Raw genomic sequence first — 22,060 nt, forward strand, 5'->3', positions numbered from 1 at the left:
CTTAGTCCAGTACCTTTTTAAGTTCAATAATTCTCTTTGAAAATAACTTTTCTGAATAGTCGACATGTTCCTTAGTCCCCCGAGTTAGAATTATTTTCTTCTTGTCATTAAATCCAAATGAGAATTTACTGTCTGCTTTGTCACTTGTTTTAAGTCTTAAACCACTTAAGAATTTAATCATTTCGGCTTCCGAAAAAATCATGAGTACATGGTCATACCAGTCATTTTTTCTTACACTCCTTGATTTCTCTTTCCTTGTCGGGTTTGTGATAAAGAGTCCAAAGAGTATATAAAAGTCAGCAAGTCCCTTTTCTATTTTAAACTTGCTAAACCATGTGTAATTTTTGTAACGGATAATTGTCTCATTTTTGGGTGGTTTTGGGTTGTAAGTCCGTGAACCCTTTACTTGAATTGTTAAGCATTTTTTTGTCTTGTTATTATACATTAACAAGTCAAACCCTTTTTGTTGTCTTGTCGAAGGAATTAGTATTGAATAACCGTCTCGTTTGTTGAATTTTTTCTCCAACTCATTTATAACCATATTTTCTGAAAACGGTAATGTCAGTATAGGGTCCATTTTTTATTTTTTAGTGGCTTGCTGCCAACGTTTGAGTTTATGACGGCTGCGGCTTTCGAAGCGCGTCTTTGTCCCACGTGGCTGAACGAATTTAAGAAAACTAAACTTGATACCTACACCAAACCAGCAGCTGGCATAAACTTTTTGTTAGCGGCTGGCTTTCTTCTCAGTCATTAATTCCTTTACGATTCGTCTTGAGTAATTTCGGAGTCCACTCTTAATATAAAGCAGTCCCAAATATATTACTAGTCCGAAAACTGTCCATCCAGTAATTACAAGCAATAATACTTTTAAGTCACCCCACGCAATTAAGAAACAAGCTATTGTCCACAGTGTGAAAAACCCGAAGTAGAAAACAAGTACGTAGGGAAAAATACCGTCTTGTGGTAATATTTTGCACTTAACTGTCACCGTGTTATTTTCAGAATCAGAAAGGTCAAAGGTTATTCGTCCGTGTGCCTTGAATGGATTCAGTACAGTTGGTATTCTTAATATCTCAAGTCGATTGTCTTTTACTTTAATTTCTTTGAAGTCAATTTGGTCAGAGAAGATGAAGTCAGTCCAAGTCTGTTTTTGTTTCTGTTCTGAAAGGTCTGCAAGTATTCTCGAAGTAGAGTTTTCAACAGTCAATTCAAAATGTTCCGATATTTTGTCGTTCAGTCCCATTTATCATCGTGTTCTACTTTGTCGAGAAAGCTTGCCGCTAACGTTTGTGTTTGTGTATTGGCGGTTAAAGAAAGTGAAATTATCCGCCTACACCAAGCTGAATTTATAGAAAATAATGACTTAGGACACAGTCGCCCGCCATTACACAAACACGTTGTTGCATGCTGGGCGGATTCAGTCCGACCGTTATTTGTAGACAAATCTAAGTCGTTACGTTACAGTCAAAATTCATAACCGACTCCAAATCCCAAGTCTGAATTTAGGTCAGGACGGAATCCGTCCAATGTAACAACTCCTAATTCTTTGGTTTAAGCTCTCCGAGTACAAGTGTTTTGTAAAGAAATAAATTCAAAGTCGTTAGGTTCTCTAAATTCCAAATTCTCTTAGTTAGTCAAATTCAATTCCTTTAGTCTGATATTTAGTGATTCCTTTTTAGTTTGTGAGTCTTTTTGGTTTAGAAGTCTTTTCAAGTCCTAAGTTGATTTCTAGTCTTGTTAGTTCAAAATTTTTTCAAGACTCTGAGTCTTCCGCATTTCCTTTGTCAAACCGTAAAAAAATTCGCGCTTCGCGCGAATCCTAATGAAATTTTACGGGTCGGTCGCCACCTCTCTTAAACTAATTCCTAATTTTCAATAATGTCAAAATCCAAATAATGAGACGAGTCTTTGTCAGTTTACAAAATCAACTGTTTTTTTAATTTAAATCTTTGTAGTTAAGACGTTGTATTATCGTTTGGGAATTCTTTGTCCACGCCTTGCATGCAACGTTTGTGTTTGTGTATTGGCGGTTAAAGAAAGTAAAATTATCCGCCTACACCAAGCTGAATTTATAGAAATAAATTGACTTAGGACACAATCACCCGCCATTACACAAACACGTTGTTGCATGCTGGGCGGATTCAGTCCGACCGTTATTTGTAGACAAATCTAAGTCGTTACGTTACAGTCAAAATTCATAACCGACTCCAAATCCCAAGTCTGAATGTAGGTCAGGACGGAATCCGTCCAATGTAACAACTCCTAATTCTTTGGTTTAAACTCTCCGAACACAAGTAATTTTTAAAGGAATTAATCCAAGTCGTTTGGGCTTTAAATTCCGAATTCCCTTGGTTAGTCAAATTCAATTCCTTTAGGCTGATATTTAATGATTCCTTTTTAGTTTGTGAATCTTTTGGGTTTAGAAGTCTTTTCAATTCCTAAGTTGATTTTTTGCTTTTAAAGTCAAATTTTTTTCAAAACTCTGAGTTTTCCGCATTTCCTTTATCAAACCGTAAAAAAATTCGCGCTTCGCGCGAATCCTAATGAAATTTTACGGCCGGTCGCCAAGCCACAAGCACAAATGGTAATAGTAGTCTTATCGAAATCCAGACTGAAAAACTCCTCTCGTAAACTAATCCCTAATGTTCAACAATATCAAAATCCAAATAATGAGACGAGTCTTTGTCAGTTTACAAAATCAACTATTTTTTTTAATTGAAATCCTTGTAGTTAAACGTTGCATTATCGTTTGGGAATTCTTTGGTCACGCCTTGCATGCAACGTTTTGGGTTTGTTTAGTGGCGGATAAATCCAACGGATTTGTCCGCCTACACGAATATAAATAAACTTGCTGACACTACGGGCGACTGTGTCGCCCGCCATTAAACAAACCTGGTGTTGCCAGCCGTACGGTCTAGTCAGTACTCAATTCTAGTTAGTCTGTCATTGTCAATTTCGTAGTACAATGTATTCATTTTAATGTGTCTTTCGTTTTTTGTCCCGGGGTCTAAGATTAAGTCGTTACACTCAAATGATATTGTAATCTTTCTTAGTCCTTGGTTAATTCGAGTGCACTCAATAATTGTTTGAATTTCTCCATTGCTATTTAGTTGTCCTATATTGATGTCTCCAATTACTTTTACATTATAGTTTTTTATTATGACTACCCTTTGTCCCCAGTAGTATTCACTTCCGGATTCACATAAAATAATTAGTGGAGAACCATTAACTTTATTAGTATAAAATGTCGGTCGGAAATAGAAAGTGTCATCTGGTGCAAAAATTTCTCCAAGAATTTTATCCTTTCTTTTAATTATCATCTTTAGTGGTTGTCCGCCATTGATAGCTTTACCAATGTAAAATTCAAGGTCGGAAAATTTATATGAATTAATTAACTCAATATTGTCCATTCGTTGTCCTTGGAGCTGATGTGATGCAACGTCATACGGAATGTATGATTGTCCCCAAACTTGGACGTAAGTAATTATTACTAAAAATGTTAAATATTGTCTCATACCGTATGGCTGGCAACGTTGGTGCTTGTGCAGTGGCCGGAATAGGAAGGCTTAAAAATGCAGCGAAGCGAAATGTTAAGCCTGACCAGTTGCGACCTGTCCCACGACACAATTTAAATAAAGAAACCGAAAGTAATGAGGACACCGAACCCGGCCATTGCACAAGCATTTTGTTAGCGCCTGTGCCTTTTGTCCTCAGTCTATTTCTTAGTGTTCACTTGTGTCACAAATCTACTTCTGAAACTCTCAAACAACAATAAAGTTTTTTGAAGCGTGGGATGAAAAAACTCTGTTTGCTTGGGATTACCTGCCACACTTATTAAGCAAGCTTGGGCTTTGAGTGAGAATGAGCGGCTTGCTTAATGTGTGTGGCGGAATTGTTACGAATAAGGTATATTTAGTCCGCGCATTATTTTTATAACCGCGTAAAATTACCTACTTGGCCAGACTGAAAAACATGATTAGATATGGATGAAAAATTAACTGACCATTATCTCGCAGAAATCCGTAGCGAAGAAGTCCAAGAAATTGTCAACCGGGTACCATCGTGGATTGTAAGATGGGGCACAATTCTAATCTTTGCAGTCTTTCTTGTGTTTCTGTCTATAAGTTGGTTTGTTAAATATCCTGATGTGCTTAAAGCAGAAGTCGTGATTACAACATCACCTTCTCCTGTTAGCATAGTCTCTCGGGTTGATGGACGATTAAAGTTATTGAAAAACGACAAAGAGACAGTACTAGCTGGTGACGTTATCGCTTTCATCGATGGAAACGTTAATTTGGTTGATTTGAAAAGCCTTGAATCAATTCTTTGTTACGATTTCAATACTATCGACCCAGCTTCTTTCCAGAAACTTAATGTCGGAGAAATGCAGAGCAATCTTAGTCAGTTAGGGTCTGCGCTCCAAGACTTTCAGGTGTTTCATGCCAATGAATCTTATCAGAAACAAATCCGACAATTAGAAAGGCAAAAGGAGACTATGAAACGGATAGGATATAATCAGTCTGCTCAACTTAAATTGCTCAAAAACGAACTGTCTCTGTCTAAGGAAAAATTTATGGCAGACTCTCTACTTTATTCCCAACAAGTCATAGCCCGGTTAGATTTTAATGCTTCTCGGGCAACATACCTACAACAACAAAGGGCTTACAAAACTACTGAAAGGGCAATGCTTGATAATAAATTGCAAATAGATCAACTCGAAAAACAAATTGAAGATTTACAAATTGATGAAAAGCATAAGGGTATCCAACTCATTACTCAGGCAAATAACCGTATTAATGAATTGAAAGCTGTGATCAAAAAATGGAAGGAGAATCATTTGCTTGTTTCCCCGCTTGATGGCAAAGTGTCGTACCTATCTTTTTTCCACGACAATGATTATGTCACATTTGGTAAGTTCTTGTTCTCAATTGTGCCGGAAACACAACATGTTTTCGGACAGGCCGAATTGCCAATTGTGAGGTCAGGAGAGGTGAAGTCAGGTCAGACTGTAAACATAAGGTTACAAAACTATCCCTTTGAAAAATATGGTATGTTGACAGGTACCATTGAAACGGTATCCTTGATTCCTAATGAAGAAAAATATTTGGTAAAAGTAAATCTCCCTAACGGATTGAGAACATCGCATAATGGTGAGCTGCAAGTAACCGGACTACTAAGAGGAGAAATTGAAATAATAACTGAGGATTTGCGCCTTCTCGAACGTATTTTTTACCAGTTCAGGAAACTTGTTCGGTTTGAATAACTTTGATGTTTTTGCTTTCCCTTGCCAGTAACGATTTATAATGTTGATGTAATAAATCGTAAATAACCATTTCTTGCATTCGTTGTTTTGAGCGAAGGAAGCGGTTTAAAAACATGTGTATATAGCTTGCTACCAAGTCATTTAAGCCAACAGAAAGTTTATTCTTTCTTGAAAGCCAGTAAATTTCAGCAGCATATACTGAAAGTGATTCTTTTCGGGTTTTAAAAAATTGCCATACAAGGTAAAACTCATGTTTTTCGCTCAATATATCCTTAAACATCAATTCAATGACCGACCGATACTCTCTGTATTTGGCACTCAACTGTTTCTTGCTCTCCTGGTTATCAGCATTAAATTCCTTTGCAAAGTTCATACTTAACCAACCCATTAAGTCCTTCTTCATGGAGTTGTTAAATTTAAAAGCGTCTAATAAATCATTGACCCCTTTAATAGCAAATTGCCATCGAAAATGATCCCCTTCATCGCCCTCTAGTAGAGAGAGTATATTCAGTACTGCAATCGAATCAACAAAAAATATAGTCTCCGAGTTATCCATGTTTTCAAAGCCATATCGTTCAATTTCCCGCTTATAAATTTCCGTCTGAACATTGGAAACTAAATTGGCTTGAAGAAAAGGAGTTAAAGACTTATTTAATCTGTTGGTTACCTCCGCATAAAAGTTCCCTTCGCCTTTAAACCGTATCCTTAAATGATGATCCGGGTCATAATACCGGATAAAAAAGAACTTACTTATAATACCTTCTTCCAAAAGTTTTTCTGTTAATGGCTTGATCACTTCAGCTAAAATCAGGTCAGCCGTCTTTACCCCACAATAAATTTTTGCATAATGCCACTCACTGCCGGGTAAAAATGATCTTTGTTGCAAATTGATTTCTTTAGCTTGTTTTACATCAACATTTGTGCGCTCGCTTTGTTTTACGTCAATCTGCTTACACCACGGAATGATAATTTCATTGGTGAATGCTCCTTCAGGTCCTGTTACTACCAGATTATTGTCATTGAAGAGGCACTCCTGTAGAATAAGCGATTTGTATTTCTTTAAATCTTGCACCAGAATCTTCAGGCAAGTTGCATTGCGAATATTTATCGGCAACTGGTTGTCGCCTTGCGTAATGGTAACATTAACCGGGATTCCATTTTCTGTAAAGTGAGTTGTAACAAGTTCAACTATTTCTGAATCCTTTATATCCTTTTTAGTTGACAGGTTACTTAAGTTAAGAATCCATCTTGCCTTTGATAAGATTGTTTTCCCGTAACGAACCCTAGGCAAAAAAGGGAACTCGTTTAAAACACCCCAGTTCCAGGAAAGCCCGCCTTTAATTCCCTGAAACTGCAAGTCACATAAAAAGTGATAGTGGGGCACAGGGTTCATTGAAAAGTTGTGCGCTGTTGTGAGCCGTGGAATCACTTCTTTGTTTAATCGCTTGGAGCGAAGAAAGATTCTTCCATTTCGAATGGAAACCATTAAATCATTAAGTTCAATAGTATGATCCTCATCGACTGACGCTCGTGTTAATATAGGAATCTCGTACTCTCTTAAAACGGGGCGCATCAGTATGTTTCCAAGTCGCGCTTGTGGAATATGAAGTATTTCAGCAAAGATGCACTCCGGTCTTGCTTCTTCCTCTTTTCGAAGGGCTTCACTTGCGAGGTCAGTAAGTTCATTGCTCATGTGGCAGAACCTTCCCAGCAAATTAATAGCCGAAGGGCCGGCAGTTACTTCGTGATAGACTAAAAAATTTCCTTTGTCGAGTTCCTCGCCAGAAGGAGCCAACACGCTTCCTAAAGAATAAACAGAATCAGGGAGTAGGCTCTCATCATTTTTTTCGTCTTTTAGAATAGTCTGAATTTCCGCTTCCGAAATTTCGATTTCACATGAGTTACGTCTAATAGCTTCCTGCAATTTTGTCAATAGGAACTTTGACCACGTATTACTTTGATGATTATTTAATTGCAGATGGTTTTCTTCTTTTACAAACAAGTTTGCTAATAAAGGTGAGTTATCAGAACTTACGTGTGTGTTTACCGGATAACCAATCCCGGCTTCGCTGTCGAGCACTTCGAGCAATGGTATCTCCTGTTCCTCGTAATGTTTAATGAAGGCTTCTTTAAAAACTTTTAAATTTGTTTGCTCTGAATGAGTTGTCGCTCTATTTAACATCCTTATAGACTGACTTAGCTCATCTGTAACTTTTTTATTTATTACACATCTGATTGCAGGCTTCACCATGTCGCATTGAAATAATTTACCAGAATCAAAATCAATTTGCCATTTTTTTATATCCGTGATGACCTGATCGTAATACTTTGTTGAAACACCCACTTCATTCTGGTCGGTTTTCTGCAACGCAGCTACTACTGCATGTAGTTTTTTTAAATATCTCTGAGATGCTGGAATATCCTTTAATTTTTCTAGCAGTTGGGTGTGATATTCAGCCCCTGTAACCAGAGAATCAAGTTCCGAAACTAATAGACAGGCGGCAATCATTTCATTGACAAATGAAACAGCCTCTTCAAACTTGATTTCATTCGTAACAAGTAAATTGGCTAATTCATTAATAGTGGCGCCATTCCTTGCTTTGGAAAGGATCGATTGAACGTGCTCAGAACCATCTACTTTGACTAAATGATGTGTTCGCACTTCTTTGTCTATCCTGTATTCGATGAATCTTAATTTATTTCCAACCGTGTAGAGTGAGTTATTGGCAAACCATCTTATAGATTCTCTTACTTTTTCGTCCTGTAGTAAATGCTGAACAAACGAGGCAAGGAAGTGAGTATCAAGACGGGTATTTTTTCTGTATTGTAAAGTGGGAGCCAATTGCATTGTAGATTGCCCAGCTATAGCACCTAATGAAATACCTGCAAACATCCCAAAGGGCGTGCAACGGTAACATGATCGCAGATAATACCTATAAAGCGATAATTCTAATTTTTCCCTTTCCTTTCCGTCAAGTGAACAATTCAGATACTTTTCGACCTCGTTAAACAAGTTGGGTGAAGCTAAGTATAGGCCCTCCTTAAATACCTTATTAAGGAATAGACTTTGAAGATCAGATTTTGGATAGTTTTCAAGGGGCAAAAGTGGAGTTCTTAGAATAAAGAAGCCGGGGGAATTAAATGTCATAGCAAAATTTATCAACTACTTTTTTTATGATCAAGCAAAAGAATTTTATCCCATTGGGTATCCGATTGATGAATAAAGGACAATAATACAAGCCCGACTCCTGACAGTCCGTTTAAAAAACTACAACTCGTATTGAAATACTCGTAACGCCTGCTTTCAATTGCCTCAGTATTAGAAAAATACTTCTGCAGGCTATCCAATGTTAAACTAAGCCATCTATGTGATTCTACATTTGCTAATGGATTTCCGGATAGATCAAAAATCTTTTTATACATATAGGCAATACTGGATGTACCATGACAAAGACACATATCGTAGATGTCAAATTCTGAATAATGTGAAATGCCTTTTAAACTATTTTTATGTAATGCCTGTGAAAGTAATTCGTTTGCTTTTATTAAACTATCCTGGTTTTTAGATACCTCATAATGCATGAACAGGGTATAAGCAACAGCAAGGTCACCATAACACCAACCTAAGTTACCCGTCCCACTTATCCGGTCAGAATATTCATACGGCAGGGTATTGTTTTCCTTGTTAAGTCTGTTCCTCAACCATAGTACCACCTTATCTGTAGATTCTTTCACAGCGGGTCCCAAATCATAGGTACTAACACATTTAAAAAGGAATAATAGTATCCCGGGTATGCCATGTGGAATACCAAGATTAATTATATAACTGGTGTCTACATAGGGAGGCTTAGGTGTTAACCAGTAAGCTCCATCAGCGTCATACTTAAGGTTTTTTAACAAGGCTTCAATAATTTTAATGATATATGGTTTGACTGCATTTCGATTGTGTTCGATTGCAATTAATCCCTTTCCTAAAAAGCCATAAAATAGGTCATGACGATTAGATTCTAATTCCTCCACAGAAGTTGATTCCATAGCCAAATCAACCCAAGGTCTGCTTTGAGCATATTCTTCTTCATCCAGTAATTTCATTAATATAAGTTGATCGATAAGCCAAACGGATGAAATAGAGGAAGAACCTATGCTTAGATACGGCTCAATTGGATTCATATTTGTTTTTTCAACCTCCTTTTCAAGTATTTCCATAACCCTATCAAGAAATAAAGGTTGCCCGGTTTGAAGGAGCCGGTATTTGAAGTATAATGCTACACCACCGCCTCCACTCAGTAGACCGTTTGATTCAGAATCGAATTTATCAAATAGCAAATCATCTAGCCTTTCAAGGCAGTAATGAATTTTCGAGTCTAATGTTTTTAATGATTGAACCATCCTAACAGTATCAAGTTACTATAAAAGACCCCTGCTATAACCTTTTAATATTTACAACAAGGGCCTTGTAAGAAATTATTGACAGGCGCACCAGGAGCACGTACAGCTCCATCCCTGAGAATCTGCCCTCAATGAAGGAGCTTGACCGCATTCGGCAGTCTCACCTCCTTTAACAGTTCGCATTTGATCTTTTGTTAGATTACCAAGTGTCTCCTTGTTTAGTGACAGTTTGGTTTTTAACCTTTGCTTTTTCATTGGTTTTAAAAATTTGGTTAACAATCATAATACCACCTTGGTATTATGGCCTTGCTGATGTCGCGATCATCAACTTGACAAAGCTAAAGTATTGTTTGGGAGTCCAATGGTATTGGACTGGGTCTCGAATTTGAGATTTATTTGCTAAAGCAAAATTGAATTTATACTATATTTAATCACTGAACTCTGATAAGAATGAAGATTGTGAAATGTTTAGTGCTCAGTTTAATCGTTGTATGTCCATCGTTATTGTTTAGTCAAACCGGAGAAGTGACGGGCAAAATTTTGGATGCACAAACCCAGGAACCCTTGCCTTTCTCCCATGTGTTTGTGAGCAACACCACACTTGGCACAACGTCTGATGTAGAAGGCAATTTCCTATTAAAAAATGTGCCTATCGGTACTCACGATCTGATTTTCTCATACATCGGGTACCAAACTTTTCAGAGCAAAGTTATAATTGCTGAAGCTCAAACGGTTACCATTACCGTGCGGCTAAACCAATCGCTACAAGAGCTATCCGGAGTGGAGGTGAAAGGCACCCGTGATAAAGAATGGCTGAAACAAATGAAGCAGTTTGAAAAACTTTTCTTAGGTGAGAAGTTTGTATCTACTTGTAAAATAGTGAACCCTTGGGTAATAGATTTTATAACATCAGATAACTCAAAAGTATTTGCAGCCAAAGCATCGGCACCTCTTGAAATTATCAACAACTACTTGGGATACAACATTATATTTCATCTTAAAAAATTTCAGTCAGGCAGCCAGGGATACACGATTGAAGGCAATGCTTATTTCAAAGAACTAAGTGATCCTGCCAAAAAAGAATCATGGGCTACAAACAGAGCTTATGTTTATTCAGGATCAGACAGGCATTTATTCAAATCCATTTTAAATAACCGCGTAGTTCATGAAGGCTACAGACTTTACATGGATAAGCCAGGCGCAGTTGATGTCAATACACGGACAGACCTATTCTATTCCGAAGTAGGTAAAAAGGTAGTAGAGTACAACACAAATAATATTGCGTTGCCAACAGGTCGTCCTTATGAATACACGTTTCAACTTAGCGGACGCACCGAAATTCATTACCTGAACAAATCCGGATCAGTAAAATATTATAAAGATATGGCGGGAGCCGTATCGTGGATGGAAGTACGCGGCAACCTGGTGCGGGTGAATAATAATGGAATTCTGCTTAACCCTGGGGAAGTTGTCTATTCCGGGGAGTGGAGCAATTATCGGGTTGGCACATTACTCCCATTAGATTACCAACCAGGCATTGCGCTGCAATCGGATAAACTCATTACTAAAACCATTTCACCAATTGAAAAAGCATATATACATACTGATAAGCCCTATTACTATCCAGGAGAAAACATTTGGATGAAAGTGTATTTTAATTATAATCAGCCCGGCTTGAGTGACTCATTGAGCAAGGTTTTGTATATAGAGCTGATCAATCAAGCAAAAGAAATTATTCAGCACAAAGCTGTTAAAATTGATAGTGGATGGGCTGCTTCTGATTTTAAGCTTCCTACTGACTTACCTGCCGGAAATTACATGCTGAGGGGTTATACTAACTGGATGAGGAATTTTGGAGAGCAATGTTTTTCGCTTAAGCCAATTCCGGTTTTAACCCTTTCAGAAAAAATAGAAAGAGAAGTTTATTATTCAACCGCAACCGATAGCTCCTTGCGGGTTGTCGCAAACAAAGAAAGTTACCAGCCTCGCGAAAAAATTCAATTAACAATTCACGTACAAGACGAGAATAAATTACCAACGGCTGCAAACCTATCCATTTCAATAACGGATGAAAAACAGGTTACTCCGATAAAAGATGAGGAAACTATTGTTACCGGTCTTACACTACCTAGGTTACCCAAACCTGCTGTGATTGCATACCAGATTGAGCAAGGGATAGTGCTATCGGGAGTATTTAAAAATGATAAGCAAAAGCCTGAAAGTACTAACCTGATGGTAGTTGTCGGAAAGTTTGCTGATTTTTTTATGGTTGATACCGATGACAAGGGAAAATTCACTTTGAATGGGCTACAGTTTTATGACAGTGTTGATTTTACTTTCCAGGCTAAGGATAAGCGGGGTAAGCCCTATGGCCATGTATCATTAATGAAAAGAGAAATTCCACTGATTTCGTCATGGAAAGCCTACAAAGGGTTGAATATAGCCAATGCCAATTCGCCCCAACGTGTATTTACGCAATTTGAAGTGGACAAAGAGGCTACTCTATTGGAAGAAGTGACTATCACAGGAAGGCGAATAGAAGAGCCACCAACAGAAGTACAGCACAAAATATTTGGCAAGCCAGATCACGTTGTGAAAGGGGAAACACTCATTAACAGTGGAACCACAAACTTAACTGTTGCCCTTCAGGGAAAAGTACCTGGAGTGATTATTACTTCTGCAATAGGAAACAAGGGCTCTACCTACAAAATCAATATTCGTGGTATATCCTCGATTCTGTTAAACACCGAACCTTTAGTGCTAATTGATGGTGTTCCAGTAGGCGGAAATGCGGGAACTCCAACTATTAGGGATGCGAGTGGTAAAATTATCGAATTAGGCCAGATGGGAGATACAGCCGGTGACCGATTGGCAATGATAGACCCTAATATGGTGGATCGGATAGAAGTTACTACAAGAGTAAATAGTTTATATGGAGATGCTGGGCGGAATGGAGTAATCGCCATATTTACAAAATCAGGCTCTACAAACAAGCTATCCAATTTGCAAGACCTAAAAACAGTGGACGTCTATAAAATTTCCGGATATAACACGCCCCGAGAATTCAAGTCACCTGATTATAACAGCCCAACGTTAGATAAAGAAAAACCGGATTATCGGTCAACTATTTATTGGAATCCGCAGTTGAATACTGATGGTATCTCTGGAACTTGTTCAGTATCATTCTTCGCAGCAGATTTACCGGGAAGGTATAGGATTATAGTTGAGGGTATGACTGAAACAGGCAAACCCATTCGTTCTGAATCTTTTATTGTAATAGATAATAATTGAAATCTCTCAATGGGCTAAGGGTCAACTTTTGTAAAGATGAGCTATCAAATCTAGCATTATTTCCTCCTTTTAGTTGATTCATATTTCCGATCAATAAATTAAATTCCTGTTCATAATAATATGTCTTTCGTATTGGGCAGAATTTAATTAAAGCACCCATCTCTCTCATCTCATCGAGATTAATCATAAGCATACTCCTGGAGATTCCTATTTTCTCAGCAAACTCTTCTGCTGTGCCTGTAGCTTCTTTTTTAATAAAGCTATCAAGTCTTTTCAAGCGGTCAATAGATTTTAATAGACTCATAGTTTATGATTTTTTCAGTCCCCTAACTCCAATTGATTTCTAACAAGATTATAATAGACGCCTTTGCTTTTTGCCAATTGTTCATGCGTACCTACTTCTTTAATTTTTCCGTTGCTGATTACCACAATTTGATCAGCATTTTTGACCGTACTCAACCGGTGTGCAATTACTACCACGGTTCTTCCCTTAAAAAACTCATTCAGGTTGTCAATGATTTTTCTTTCATTTTCAGCATCAAGGGCAGAGGTAGCCTCATCAAGAAAAAGGAATTCCGGGTTTTTATAAACAGCCCGGGCAACTAATATTCGCTGCTTCTGGCCTTGGCTTAAGCCCACGCCATTGCTACCTACTTTTGTACTGTAACCCAGCGGCAATGACTCTATAAAGTCTTTGATGTTGGCAATATCTACGGCATGCAACAATTTTTGCTTGTCAATAGCTTCGTCAGATAGCGCAATATTTTTTAAAATGGTATCTGCAAATAAATAACCGTCTTGTAACACCACCCCGCACTGCTTGCGCCAGTGCGATGATGAAATACCAGCTAAATCAATTCCGCCAACGCTTATTGAACCGCTCATGGGTTGATAGAATTTCAAGAGCAATTTCATCAGCGTAGTTTTACCACTTCCACTGGCACCAACAATAGCTGTTACCTTACCTTCAGGGATAATGAGGTCAACAGAATCTAGTACTTTTGGCGAATGTGGTCCTTCATATTGAAAGCTTACATCTTTGATGATGAGTGATTTAGAAGTAAAAGAGAGATCATCCACGAAAAAATTTTGAAGGTGTGAATCTTCGTTTTTCAACTCATGAATTTCCGATATTCTTGAAAAGCTAAGTTTGGCATCTTGCAAACTCCGCGTGAAGGTTATAAATTCATTTAAAGGGGCATTTAACTGCCCAATGATGTATTGAACTGCCAGCATCATGCCGAGTGTCATCTGTCCTTCAATTACAGCCATTGCCGCAATGATTGTGATGATTATGTTTTTGAGTTCGTTTATGAAAAGACTTCCTGCATCCTGTACCTGCGCCAGTTTGGTGTTTGAAATAGATAACTTTAATATTTTAGCTTGAATTCTTTCCCACTCCCAGCGTTTAGTTGTCTCGCAGTTGTTTATTTTAATATCAGGCATTCCGTTAATCAGTTGGATCAGGTTGCTCTGATTGTGCGAAAATTGCTGAAACCTTTTGTAGTCCAGTTCTGCACGTTTTTTCATGAACAGCAATGTGTAAACTACATACAGGCCGCTGAGAATAAAGAAAACCAAAAAGATATTGATGTTGTAGAAAAGAAGGACTGCACCAAAAACAACTAAGTTGAAGAATGAAAAAAGAATACTGAGAGTAGAGGTACTCAGGAAACGTTCAATCCTATTGTAGTCTTCAATGCGTTGTAATAAATCACCAATCATTTTGCTGTCAAAAAATGAAAGAGGTAGCTTAAGAAGTTTCAAAAGAAAATCTGAAATGAACGAGATATTTATTCGCGTGCTAAGGTGAAGCAGAATCCACCTGCGAATAAACTCAACACTGGAGCGGCTAATGAATAGCATTAACTGACCGGCCAATATCAGGTAAATGAAATTTACATTTCTTGTATTAATACCTACATCAATGATGGATTGTGTAAGGAAAGGGAGCATGAGTTGGATCAAACTTCCAAGCAGCAGGCCAATGAATAACTGGAATACAAGTCGCTTGTATTTTCTTATGTATCCGAATAAGCTTGCAAAGCCAATTTTTGTTTCCACCCTGTCTGGTTCCTTCTCGTAAAACGCAGGAGTTGGTACCAAAAGCAAAGCCAGCCCGGCCTTGCTTCCGTTTGCTTCTGTAATGGTTAGCCAGCATTTTTCAAAATCGGGTCTATTGTAAATTAATAATGATGAGCCAGGGTCTGCTACAAATACTTTATCCTTTTTCACAGCATATACCACTACAAAGTGACTTTGGTTCCAGTGAATAATACAAGGAAGTTGTGCTTCGGTGAGTAATTGATCGAAAGTTAATTTTACTCCCAGTGTATGAAACCCAATTGCTTCGGCAGCATCACTTATCCCAAGCATTGAAACCCCTTCACGTGTTATGTATGCTTTATTTCTGAGCTCATTCAGTGTAAATACCTTACCATAGTATTTGGAAATCATGCGCAGACAAGTCGGCCCGCAATCCATGGTATCAAGCTGTTTGTAAAAGGGAAATTTCTTGAACAATGCTTTATAGATTATAAAATTTGCATATTGAAACTAACGTTGGAGAAAGCAAGTGTGTGGGAGTAGCGTGCGTGTGGGTGTCAGTGATGGAAGCCACTGCCACACTCTTGCTTTGCGCGTGGTGTGCGGTGGGAAAAAACTTTATTGTTGTCAACTCGCTATTAATCTGAAGTCCTGAAATAATCACTTTTCTGTCAACCGTTATGTTTTGTTTATCTGTCCTAAGTCTGTCAGCGAGTCTTTGTCGGTAAAACTAACTCATTAAAAGGCATTGGCGCCAACGTGTTGGGTTTGTTTAGTGGCGGATAAATCCAACGGATTTGTCCGCCTACACGAATATAAATAAACTTGCTGACACTACGGGCGACTGTGTCGCCCGCCATTAAACAAACCCGGTGTTGGCGGTTTGTGCCGTTTTAGTAGGCTTGTATTAAAACGTCTGTCGGAATATTTAATTTTTCATGAAGCTGTCTAATCATGTCCAACGATAGTTTTCTTTTTTTGTTTAGTATTTCACTTGCTCTACTCTTAAGTCCAACGACTTTCGCTAAATCTGTCTGAGTATAACCAAGTTGTTCCATTCTGAATTTTATCGCTTCAATTGGGTCTGGTAGGTCAATTGGGAAATGTTCATTTTCGTATTGGTCAATTAAAATACCCAATATCTCAAGTTCGTCTCCTTCCTTTGTTCCTTTTTTTGCGTCAAAGATTAGCTCAAGTCTGTCCAATGCTTGTTGGTAGTCCTTTTTAGTTTTTATTGGTTTTAAGTTCATAGTCGTCAAATTTTATTCGCATCAATTCTGTCATATTCTTTATGAGTCCCGACAAATCGAATCCACATCATTTGATAATGGAAATTAATCTTAACAATTAGTCGGTAGTTGTTCCCCTTTATGTTGAAAACTACTCTATTGTCCCCAAGAATACTTGCTGTTGGATACTCCTTTTTGATTTCATTGGTATTTTTCCACTCACTCTTTTCAGCTTCTCGATACCAAGATTTAAGTTGTTGTTCACAGTCCGAATGTTTAGTCCAAAACTCTCGGAGTACCTTTTTAGCAATTACTCTCAAGTATTAATCTTTTGTCAAAGGTACGCAAAAGTTCCCGTATTGGGAAATGTTATTTTACGTATTTTTCTTGATTTTTGGACGTTCTGGAGGCATAACCGCCAACGTTTGTGTTTCTGCAGTGGTGCCTTTCCGAAGCCGCGTCCTGTCCCACGAAACGAAAACGTTGAACGAAGATAAAACTTTAAATTAACTCGTCACGGCACCATTGCAGAAACATGCTGTTGGGTGCAGTGCCCTTGTCCGTCCTTTATTTTTTCTTCTTTATCAATTGTCTTAATTGTTCAATGGTCAAAAAGTCCCCATTTATTTTACGATGTAACATTCGATGACAATTTGAACACACTAAAGCTAAGTCCTCAAGTCTTGTTACTCTTTCACCTTTATAAATTGGAATTTTGTGATGGCATTCAATATAGTCTTGGTCAAATGTGTCTTGAAATGAGAACGAGCAGACTTCACATTTAAGGTTGTTATTTTTTAAAGCATTTTGCTTTTTCTCAAAGGTCAATGAACTGTCCCTTTCTCTAACTCTATGCTGTCGAAATAATTCTTTCCCTTCTTTGGATTCAAAGTCCCTGTTTAATTCGTCATTAAAAAAGGATTGATAGTCCTTTTGATTTTCTTTTAAGTCGTGACTGAAATATGGTTTGAACAGATTCCATAAATCAATTTGAATGTTTTCTATTTCATTTTTTTCAGCTATCTCATTCAACTGAACTGCGTTTCCCCAACCTCTATTTCTAAAGTCTAACTTGCTAAGTCTTGATTTATCGAAACTGATTTTATTCTTGTCACCTGGGTACGCAATAATTTCGAAAATTCGGCCAAACTTAAAATTCTCACGAGCGTTTTCTTCAATAACTTCATTGTCAATTGGTCTTACCAAATGTGTCAGATAACGCTTGTTATCAATTGTCTGATATAAAACCAAAAGCTCGTCAGTCGTTGTGTCAAGAATACTTTTTTTGAATCTGTTAGGGAAATGTAAAATGAACTCCTTATTCTCCAAGTCTAAATATGCTCGTCCTGTCTCTTCGTTCGTGATATTTTTAATTCGGGTAATATTCTTATGAGATAATTTTGTCATCAGTCGTTATTTTGTTCGGAGTCCGGGCATTGCACCCAACGGTTTGGGTTTGTTTAGTGGCGGATAAATCCAACGGATTTGTCCGCCTACACGAATATAAATAAACTTGTTGACACTACGGGCGACTGTGTCGCCCGCCATTAAACAAACGCGGTGTTGGCGGCCGTAAGCTTTCGTCTAATAGCAATTTATGAACTTGTCTGTCTTAAAGTCGAAAATTCTACATTCCACTCCATTTTGGTAAGTAAGCTTCCACAGGTTTAAAAAATAGTCTGTGTCTGTCCGTTCATGATATGTGTCAATTTCATATTTAATAGACCCATCTCTGTCAAATTGGTGAATGGGAAGGTCAATCCGTGTTATCGGCATACCTACTTCGTCAATGAACGAATTCATTTTTACGGAGAGTTTTTGAAATATTGTCCCTGTAATTGACATAAAATTCTTTGATATCCCACCAATGTATATACAGGTATCGTCAAATTGTAGTTTAAACTTTAATAGTCTTAACTGTGTCTTATTGTCTTGATTTGCAAGCTTGTCCAATGAACTAAATAGTGGTCTTAAGAAAAGTTTTTTTGCTCCGTATTTTATCAAGTCCCATGCTGCGTTCACTACAATAAACTCTGTGATTGGTGAATTAATAAAAACTGTCAGCCACATTTCATTGCCTTCGCAAGCTGCTGGAAGCCAAACTGGTCGAGCTTGAACTAACTGATAGCTTTCTCTCAACTCATTAATAAATTCTTTATAGTCGTCAGGACCACCGTAATATTCAAACTCTATCAGAATAAGGTTTTTGTCGTCTTGGTTCATGTTGCTTATGTGTCTGAGCTTATGGCCGCCAACGTTTGGGTTTGTGCAGTGGCGGGCATAGGAGGGCTTAGCAATGAAGCGCAGCGGAATGCTAAGACCGACCAGTTGCTACCTGTCCCACGACACAATTTAAATAAAGAAACCGAAAGTAATGAGGACACCGAACCCCGCCATTGCACAAACCTGCTGTTGTGCACAGTTGCCTGTGGGATTACTTTTTTTCTTGAATTGTCTCCTTAACTTCTTTGTCAGGAGTTATAGCAATTTTAAACTGTATGATTTGCTTATTCCTTATCAGGTATGACAAACTTGTCGGGTCAGAAGATGATTGGTTTGGGTCTGAATACTTTGAACCGCTTGATGAGTGCGTGTCGTAGTTGACCTGATTGTCAAAATTTGTGTTTTTGACCATATTTTCAATGCTTAGAGTTGCTAAATTAGTAAAATTACTCATGTCTCCAACCTTCAAAATTTCGTTGGTCGTTGATTAAGATATTCTGTATCGGAGGTAACGGAGGCGGCTGCATAATATTTTGCAACTGCTTTGTTAATGTCCCTTCGCTTAGGTAAACATCTGTCCCACCGTCAATGCTCTCGATTAGCACTCTTCTTGCGGAGTAAGCAGCACTATTCGTTGCCCCTAATATTGCATTTGGGTCAAAAGGTTTAGTCAATTGCAATTCCGCTTTAATGTCGTCATACGTTTCTTTAATTATTTTATAGAAAGCATCGTCCGGTTTTTCAATGTTCAATCCTAACTCATCACGTGCCTCACGTCTATAGATTGTATAATCGTGACTCCCTGAGTCGCTGCACAGGAATGCAATTATTTTTTCAATCTTTTCTTTGTTGTCCATTTGCTTTGACAATAGTTTGCCGGCAAGCATTTGAATTTGAGTCCTTGACCTGTAAACATCACCTAATAATAGAGGGTGAACTTTCTCTGAAAGGTGTACCAATAGGTTACTAAGTTCATTCGGTGAATTTATTTTTAAGTCTTGTTGTGCTAAAGCGATGTAACCTTTAATCGACTCAACACTCACAGGTATTCTGGCTGTCGGGTTATTCGGTATTCTTGGGTCTTGTGGATTTAGCGGTCCGTTTAAGCTTGGGTCAATCGGTCCCAAAGTAGCCTGCTTTGTCATGACAATCGTATTTGCTCCAAGGGAAATTAATGTCCCCGAGCTTTGTGCTTTTGAAGGAATTATTACTTCAAACTCATCACAAAACTGTCGTATTAAATTTGTCAAACTCCATGCTGCCAAAGTATTTCCACCCCTGGTGTATAGGAATAACGTCACCTTTTTGATTTTTCCAAATTTGTCAAGGTGGTCTATAAAGTAGTCAAGAATCTCCGGATGAATCTGAGTCTCCATTCCGGGTCTGTCCCCCGTTACATAAACAAGTAATTTGGACTTTCTTAGTCCTTCAATTTTCTTGTAATTCTCAAGTCTCTCTTTATACATAACTCTATTTATTTAAAGGCAATTGTGCACAACGTGTTGGGTTTGTTTAGTGGCGGATAAATCCAACGGATTTGTCCGCCTACACGAATATAAATAAACTTGCTGACACTACGGGCGACTGTGTCGCCCGCCATTAAACAAACCCGGTGTTGGCGGTTTGTGCCGTTTTAGTAGGCTTGTATTAAAACGTCTGTCGGAATATTTAATTTTTCATGAAGCTGTCTAATCATGTCCAACGATAGTTTTCTTTTTTTGTTTAGTATTTCACTTGCTCTACTCTTAAGTCCAACGACTTTCGCTAAATCTGTCTGAGTATAACCAAGTTGTTCCATTCTGAATTTTATCGCTTCAATTGGGTCTGGTAGGTCAATTGGGAAATGTTCATTTTCGTATTGGTCAATTAAAATACCCAATATCTCAAGTTCGTCTCCTTCCTTTGTTCCTTTTTTTGCGTCAAAGATTAGCTCAAGTCTGTCCAATGCTTGTTGGTAGTCCTTTTTAGTTTTTATTGGTTTTAAGTTCATAGTCGTCAAATTTTATTCGCATCAATTCTGTCATATTCTTTATGAGTCCCGACAAATCGAATCCACATCATTTGATAATGGAAATTAATCTTAACAATTAGTCGGTAGTTGTTCCCCTTTATGTTGAAAACTACTCTATTGTCCCCAAGAATACTTGCTGTTGGATACTCCTTTTTGATTTCATTGGTATTTTTCCACTCACTCTTTTCAGCTTCTCGATACCAAGATTTAAGTTGTTGTTCACAGTCCGAATGTTTAGTCCAAAACTCTCGGAGTACCTTTTTAGCAATTACTCTCAAGTATTAATCTTTTGTCAAAGGTACGCAAAAGTTCCCGTATTGGGAAATGTTATTTTACGTATTTTTCTTGATTTTTGGACGTTCTGGAGGCATAACCGCCAACGTTTTGGGTTTGTTTAGTGGCGGATAAATCCAACGGATTTGTCCGCCTACACGAATATAAATAAACTTGCTGACACTACGGGCGACTGTGTCGCCCGCCATTAAACAAACCTGGTGTTGGCAGTAGTGCATCAGTCCTTTGCTTTGTACGATAGCATATAAAATCTCTCATTAAGATTTATTTTTGTCGGATATTGTTCTTTCCATTTAGCATAGGAATCAAAATCTAATTCTCTGTCTTTGAATATCATTACCATGCTAAATTGTTCTAAGATGAATTCTTCCAGAAATCCGGAGTCAATAATTTGATTTAGTTCGTCCACGTAGTCTCTAGTGAATTGTTGAATATTTGAGATGTTTTGTCGCTTTTCAAAGTCTACGAATGCTTTCAGTGATTCTACATGCATGTCCAGATATAAATCAGGAAATCCTGAGGCTCTTTCTAGGGAATCTACATTTTCTAAAGCCCATTCAAGTTTCTTAAAGGCACTTCCCATTGCTGACCCAATTAGTAATGAATCTCTGAATGCTGCCCTTTCAAAATAGACATTTGCCTTACTATCCAGTGGATTGTCCTTAACAAGATTAATGGGATTAAACGTATCTAGTAATTCCTTTTCTAATTTGTTAATTGCTACTGTGTCTAATTGGTCAGTTGTAATACGCACCTTGAAAAACCATTTACCACATTCAAATAGGGTTAATTGTGATTTGGGGTAATCAGGAGTTGTTGCACTAAAACCATTAATTTTATATCCATCACTTTTATAATATTTATACCCTTGTGTGGCATGAAGTCCTTTTTTTGATACGTTAGCCATGTCCTGCATAGCTTTTAAGTATTGATTTCTCAGTCGTCCTTCGTTTCCATCACCAGCGGGATATAGGTAAATTGAGAGTGTGGTTTGTCCGTTCTTATATGTGGAGCCAATATTCTCCTTTTTCTTGTCAAACGAATAAACACTTTGTCTTTGGTAAGAATCTATATTCTCTGGGAATTCAGTCATTGTCGGTGAATGAATATAAGTCCCCTTTACCTTTAGTTGCTTTGGTTGTCCAGGAGTTTGAGCGTGACTTACTAGTCCAATAGCAAAAACTATAATGATAAGTATCCCTATTCTTTGTGTCATTATTTCGAAGACGAATATTTTATTGATGCATTACTGCCAACGTTTTGGGTTTGTTTAGTGGCGGATAAATCCAACGGATTTGTCCGCCTACACGAATA

Annotated in this window: 19 protein-coding genes; 2 read left to right on the forward strand and 17 right to left on the reverse strand. The window is 37.8% G+C overall.

Annotation, left to right across the window (positions count from 1 at the left end; all coding sequences use genetic code 11):
* Position 1: 1 nt before the first annotated feature.
* The 3 genes from KIT51_04840 to KIT51_04850 form a co-directional block, all read right to left on the reverse strand.
* The gene (locus KIT51_04840; protein ID UYN87589.1) at positions 2-577 is read right to left on the reverse strand and encodes a hypothetical protein; all 576 of its coding nucleotides are present in this window, start codon (positions 575-577) and stop codon (positions 2-4) included.
* A 147-nt stretch (positions 578-724) separates the two neighbouring features.
* Positions 725-1,243, reverse strand: a complete 519-nt coding sequence (locus KIT51_04845) for a hypothetical protein (GenBank protein ID UYN87590.1) — start codon at positions 1,241-1,243, stop codon at positions 725-727.
* Between the two features lie 1,675 nt (positions 1,244-2,918).
* Entirely contained in the window at positions 2,919-3,515 is a 597-nt protein-coding gene (locus KIT51_04850; GenBank protein ID UYN87591.1) for a hypothetical protein, read from the reverse strand.
* Positions 3,516-3,982: 467 nt separating this feature from the next.
* Here KIT51_04850 and KIT51_04855 point away from each other — a divergent pair, with 467 nt between their 5' ends.
* Complete coding sequence (locus tag KIT51_04855) at positions 3,983-5,263, forward strand: hypothetical protein (protein UYN87592.1); 1,281 nt, start codon at positions 3,983-3,985, stop codon at positions 5,261-5,263.
* Here KIT51_04855 and KIT51_04860 read toward each other — a convergent pair.
* The 3 genes from KIT51_04860 to KIT51_04870 all read right to left on the reverse strand — a co-directional run bounded on the left by KIT51_04860 (position 5,238) and on the right by KIT51_04870 (position 9,907).
* Complete coding sequence (locus KIT51_04860; protein ID UYN87593.1) at positions 5,238-8,411, reverse strand: lantibiotic dehydratase; 3,174 nt, start codon at positions 8,409-8,411, stop codon at positions 5,238-5,240. The genes KIT51_04855 and KIT51_04860 overlap by 26 nt on opposite strands.
* An 11-nt stretch (positions 8,412-8,422) precedes the next feature.
* Positions 8,423-9,652, reverse strand: a complete 1,230-nt coding sequence (locus KIT51_04865) for a hypothetical protein (GenBank protein UYN87594.1) — start codon at positions 9,650-9,652, stop codon at positions 8,423-8,425.
* Positions 9,653-9,727: 75 nt separating this feature from the next.
* Positions 9,728-9,907 (reverse strand): class I lanthipeptide, encoded by a 180-nt coding sequence (locus tag KIT51_04870; protein UYN87595.1) that lies wholly within the window; start codon positions 9,905-9,907, stop codon positions 9,728-9,730.
* A gap of 195 nt (positions 9,908-10,102) precedes the next feature.
* Here KIT51_04870 and KIT51_04875 point away from each other — a divergent pair, with 195 nt between their 5' ends.
* A complete protein-coding gene (locus KIT51_04875; protein ID UYN87596.1) occupies positions 10,103-12,943 on the forward strand; it encodes a carboxypeptidase-like regulatory domain-containing protein in 2,841 nt (946 codons plus the stop codon).
* Here the strand turns inward: KIT51_04875 and KIT51_04880 are convergent.
* The 11 genes from KIT51_04880 to KIT51_04930 form a co-directional block, all read right to left on the reverse strand.
* Positions 12,921-13,247: a hypothetical protein gene (locus KIT51_04880; GenBank protein ID UYN87597.1), complete on the reverse strand. Its 327-nt coding sequence runs from the start codon at positions 13,245-13,247 to the stop codon at positions 12,921-12,923. The two genes, KIT51_04875 and KIT51_04880, sit on opposite strands and share 23 nt — an antisense overlap.
* Before the next feature lie 14 nt (positions 13,248-13,261).
* Positions 13,262-15,466, reverse strand: a complete 2,205-nt coding sequence (locus tag KIT51_04885; protein ID UYN87598.1) for a peptidase domain-containing ABC transporter — start codon at positions 15,464-15,466, stop codon at positions 13,262-13,264.
* Between the two features lie 416 nt (positions 15,467-15,882).
* Entirely contained in the window at positions 15,883-16,239 is a 357-nt protein-coding gene (locus KIT51_04890; protein UYN87599.1) for a helix-turn-helix domain-containing protein, read from the reverse strand.
* Positions 16,240-16,244: 5 nt separating this feature from the next.
* Positions 16,245-16,538 (reverse strand): type II toxin-antitoxin system HigB family toxin, encoded by a 294-nt coding sequence (locus KIT51_04895; protein UYN87600.1) that lies wholly within the window; start codon positions 16,536-16,538, stop codon positions 16,245-16,247.
* A gap of 247 nt (positions 16,539-16,785) precedes the next feature.
* Entirely contained in the window at positions 16,786-17,625 is an 840-nt protein-coding gene (locus KIT51_04900) for an HNH endonuclease (GenBank protein ID UYN87601.1), read from the reverse strand.
* Positions 17,626-17,802: 177 nt separating this feature from the next.
* Positions 17,803-18,441, reverse strand: a complete 639-nt coding sequence (locus KIT51_04905) for a hypothetical protein (GenBank protein UYN87602.1) — start codon at positions 18,439-18,441, stop codon at positions 17,803-17,805.
* A 446-nt stretch (positions 18,442-18,887) separates the two neighbouring features.
* The gene (locus KIT51_04910; GenBank protein UYN87603.1) at positions 18,888-19,907 is read right to left on the reverse strand and encodes a hypothetical protein; all 1,020 of its coding nucleotides are present in this window, start codon (positions 19,905-19,907) and stop codon (positions 18,888-18,890) included.
* A 167-nt stretch (positions 19,908-20,074) separates the two neighbouring features.
* Positions 20,075-20,431 carry a helix-turn-helix domain-containing protein gene (locus tag KIT51_04915; GenBank protein ID UYN87604.1) on the reverse strand — a complete coding sequence of 119 codons (357 nt, stop codon included), beginning with the start codon at positions 20,429-20,431 and terminating at the stop codon, positions 20,075-20,077.
* Between the two features lie 5 nt (positions 20,432-20,436).
* Entirely contained in the window at positions 20,437-20,730 is a 294-nt protein-coding gene (locus KIT51_04920) for a type II toxin-antitoxin system HigB family toxin (GenBank protein ID UYN87605.1), read from the reverse strand.
* A 54-nt stretch (positions 20,731-20,784) separates the two neighbouring features.
* Positions 20,785-20,964, reverse strand: a complete 180-nt coding sequence (locus KIT51_04925; protein ID UYN87606.1) for a hypothetical protein — start codon at positions 20,962-20,964, stop codon at positions 20,785-20,787.
* Positions 20,964-21,962 (reverse strand): hypothetical protein, encoded by a 999-nt coding sequence (locus tag KIT51_04930; GenBank protein ID UYN87607.1) that lies wholly within the window; start codon positions 21,960-21,962, stop codon positions 20,964-20,966. Before KIT51_04930 ends, KIT51_04925 begins: the two co-directional genes overlap by 1 nt.
* Positions 21,963-22,060 lie beyond the last annotated feature (98 nt).

Source organism: Cyclobacteriaceae bacterium (assembly GCA_025808415.1).
Taxonomy (GTDB): domain Bacteria; phylum Bacteroidota; class Bacteroidia; order Cytophagales; family Cyclobacteriaceae; genus UBA2336.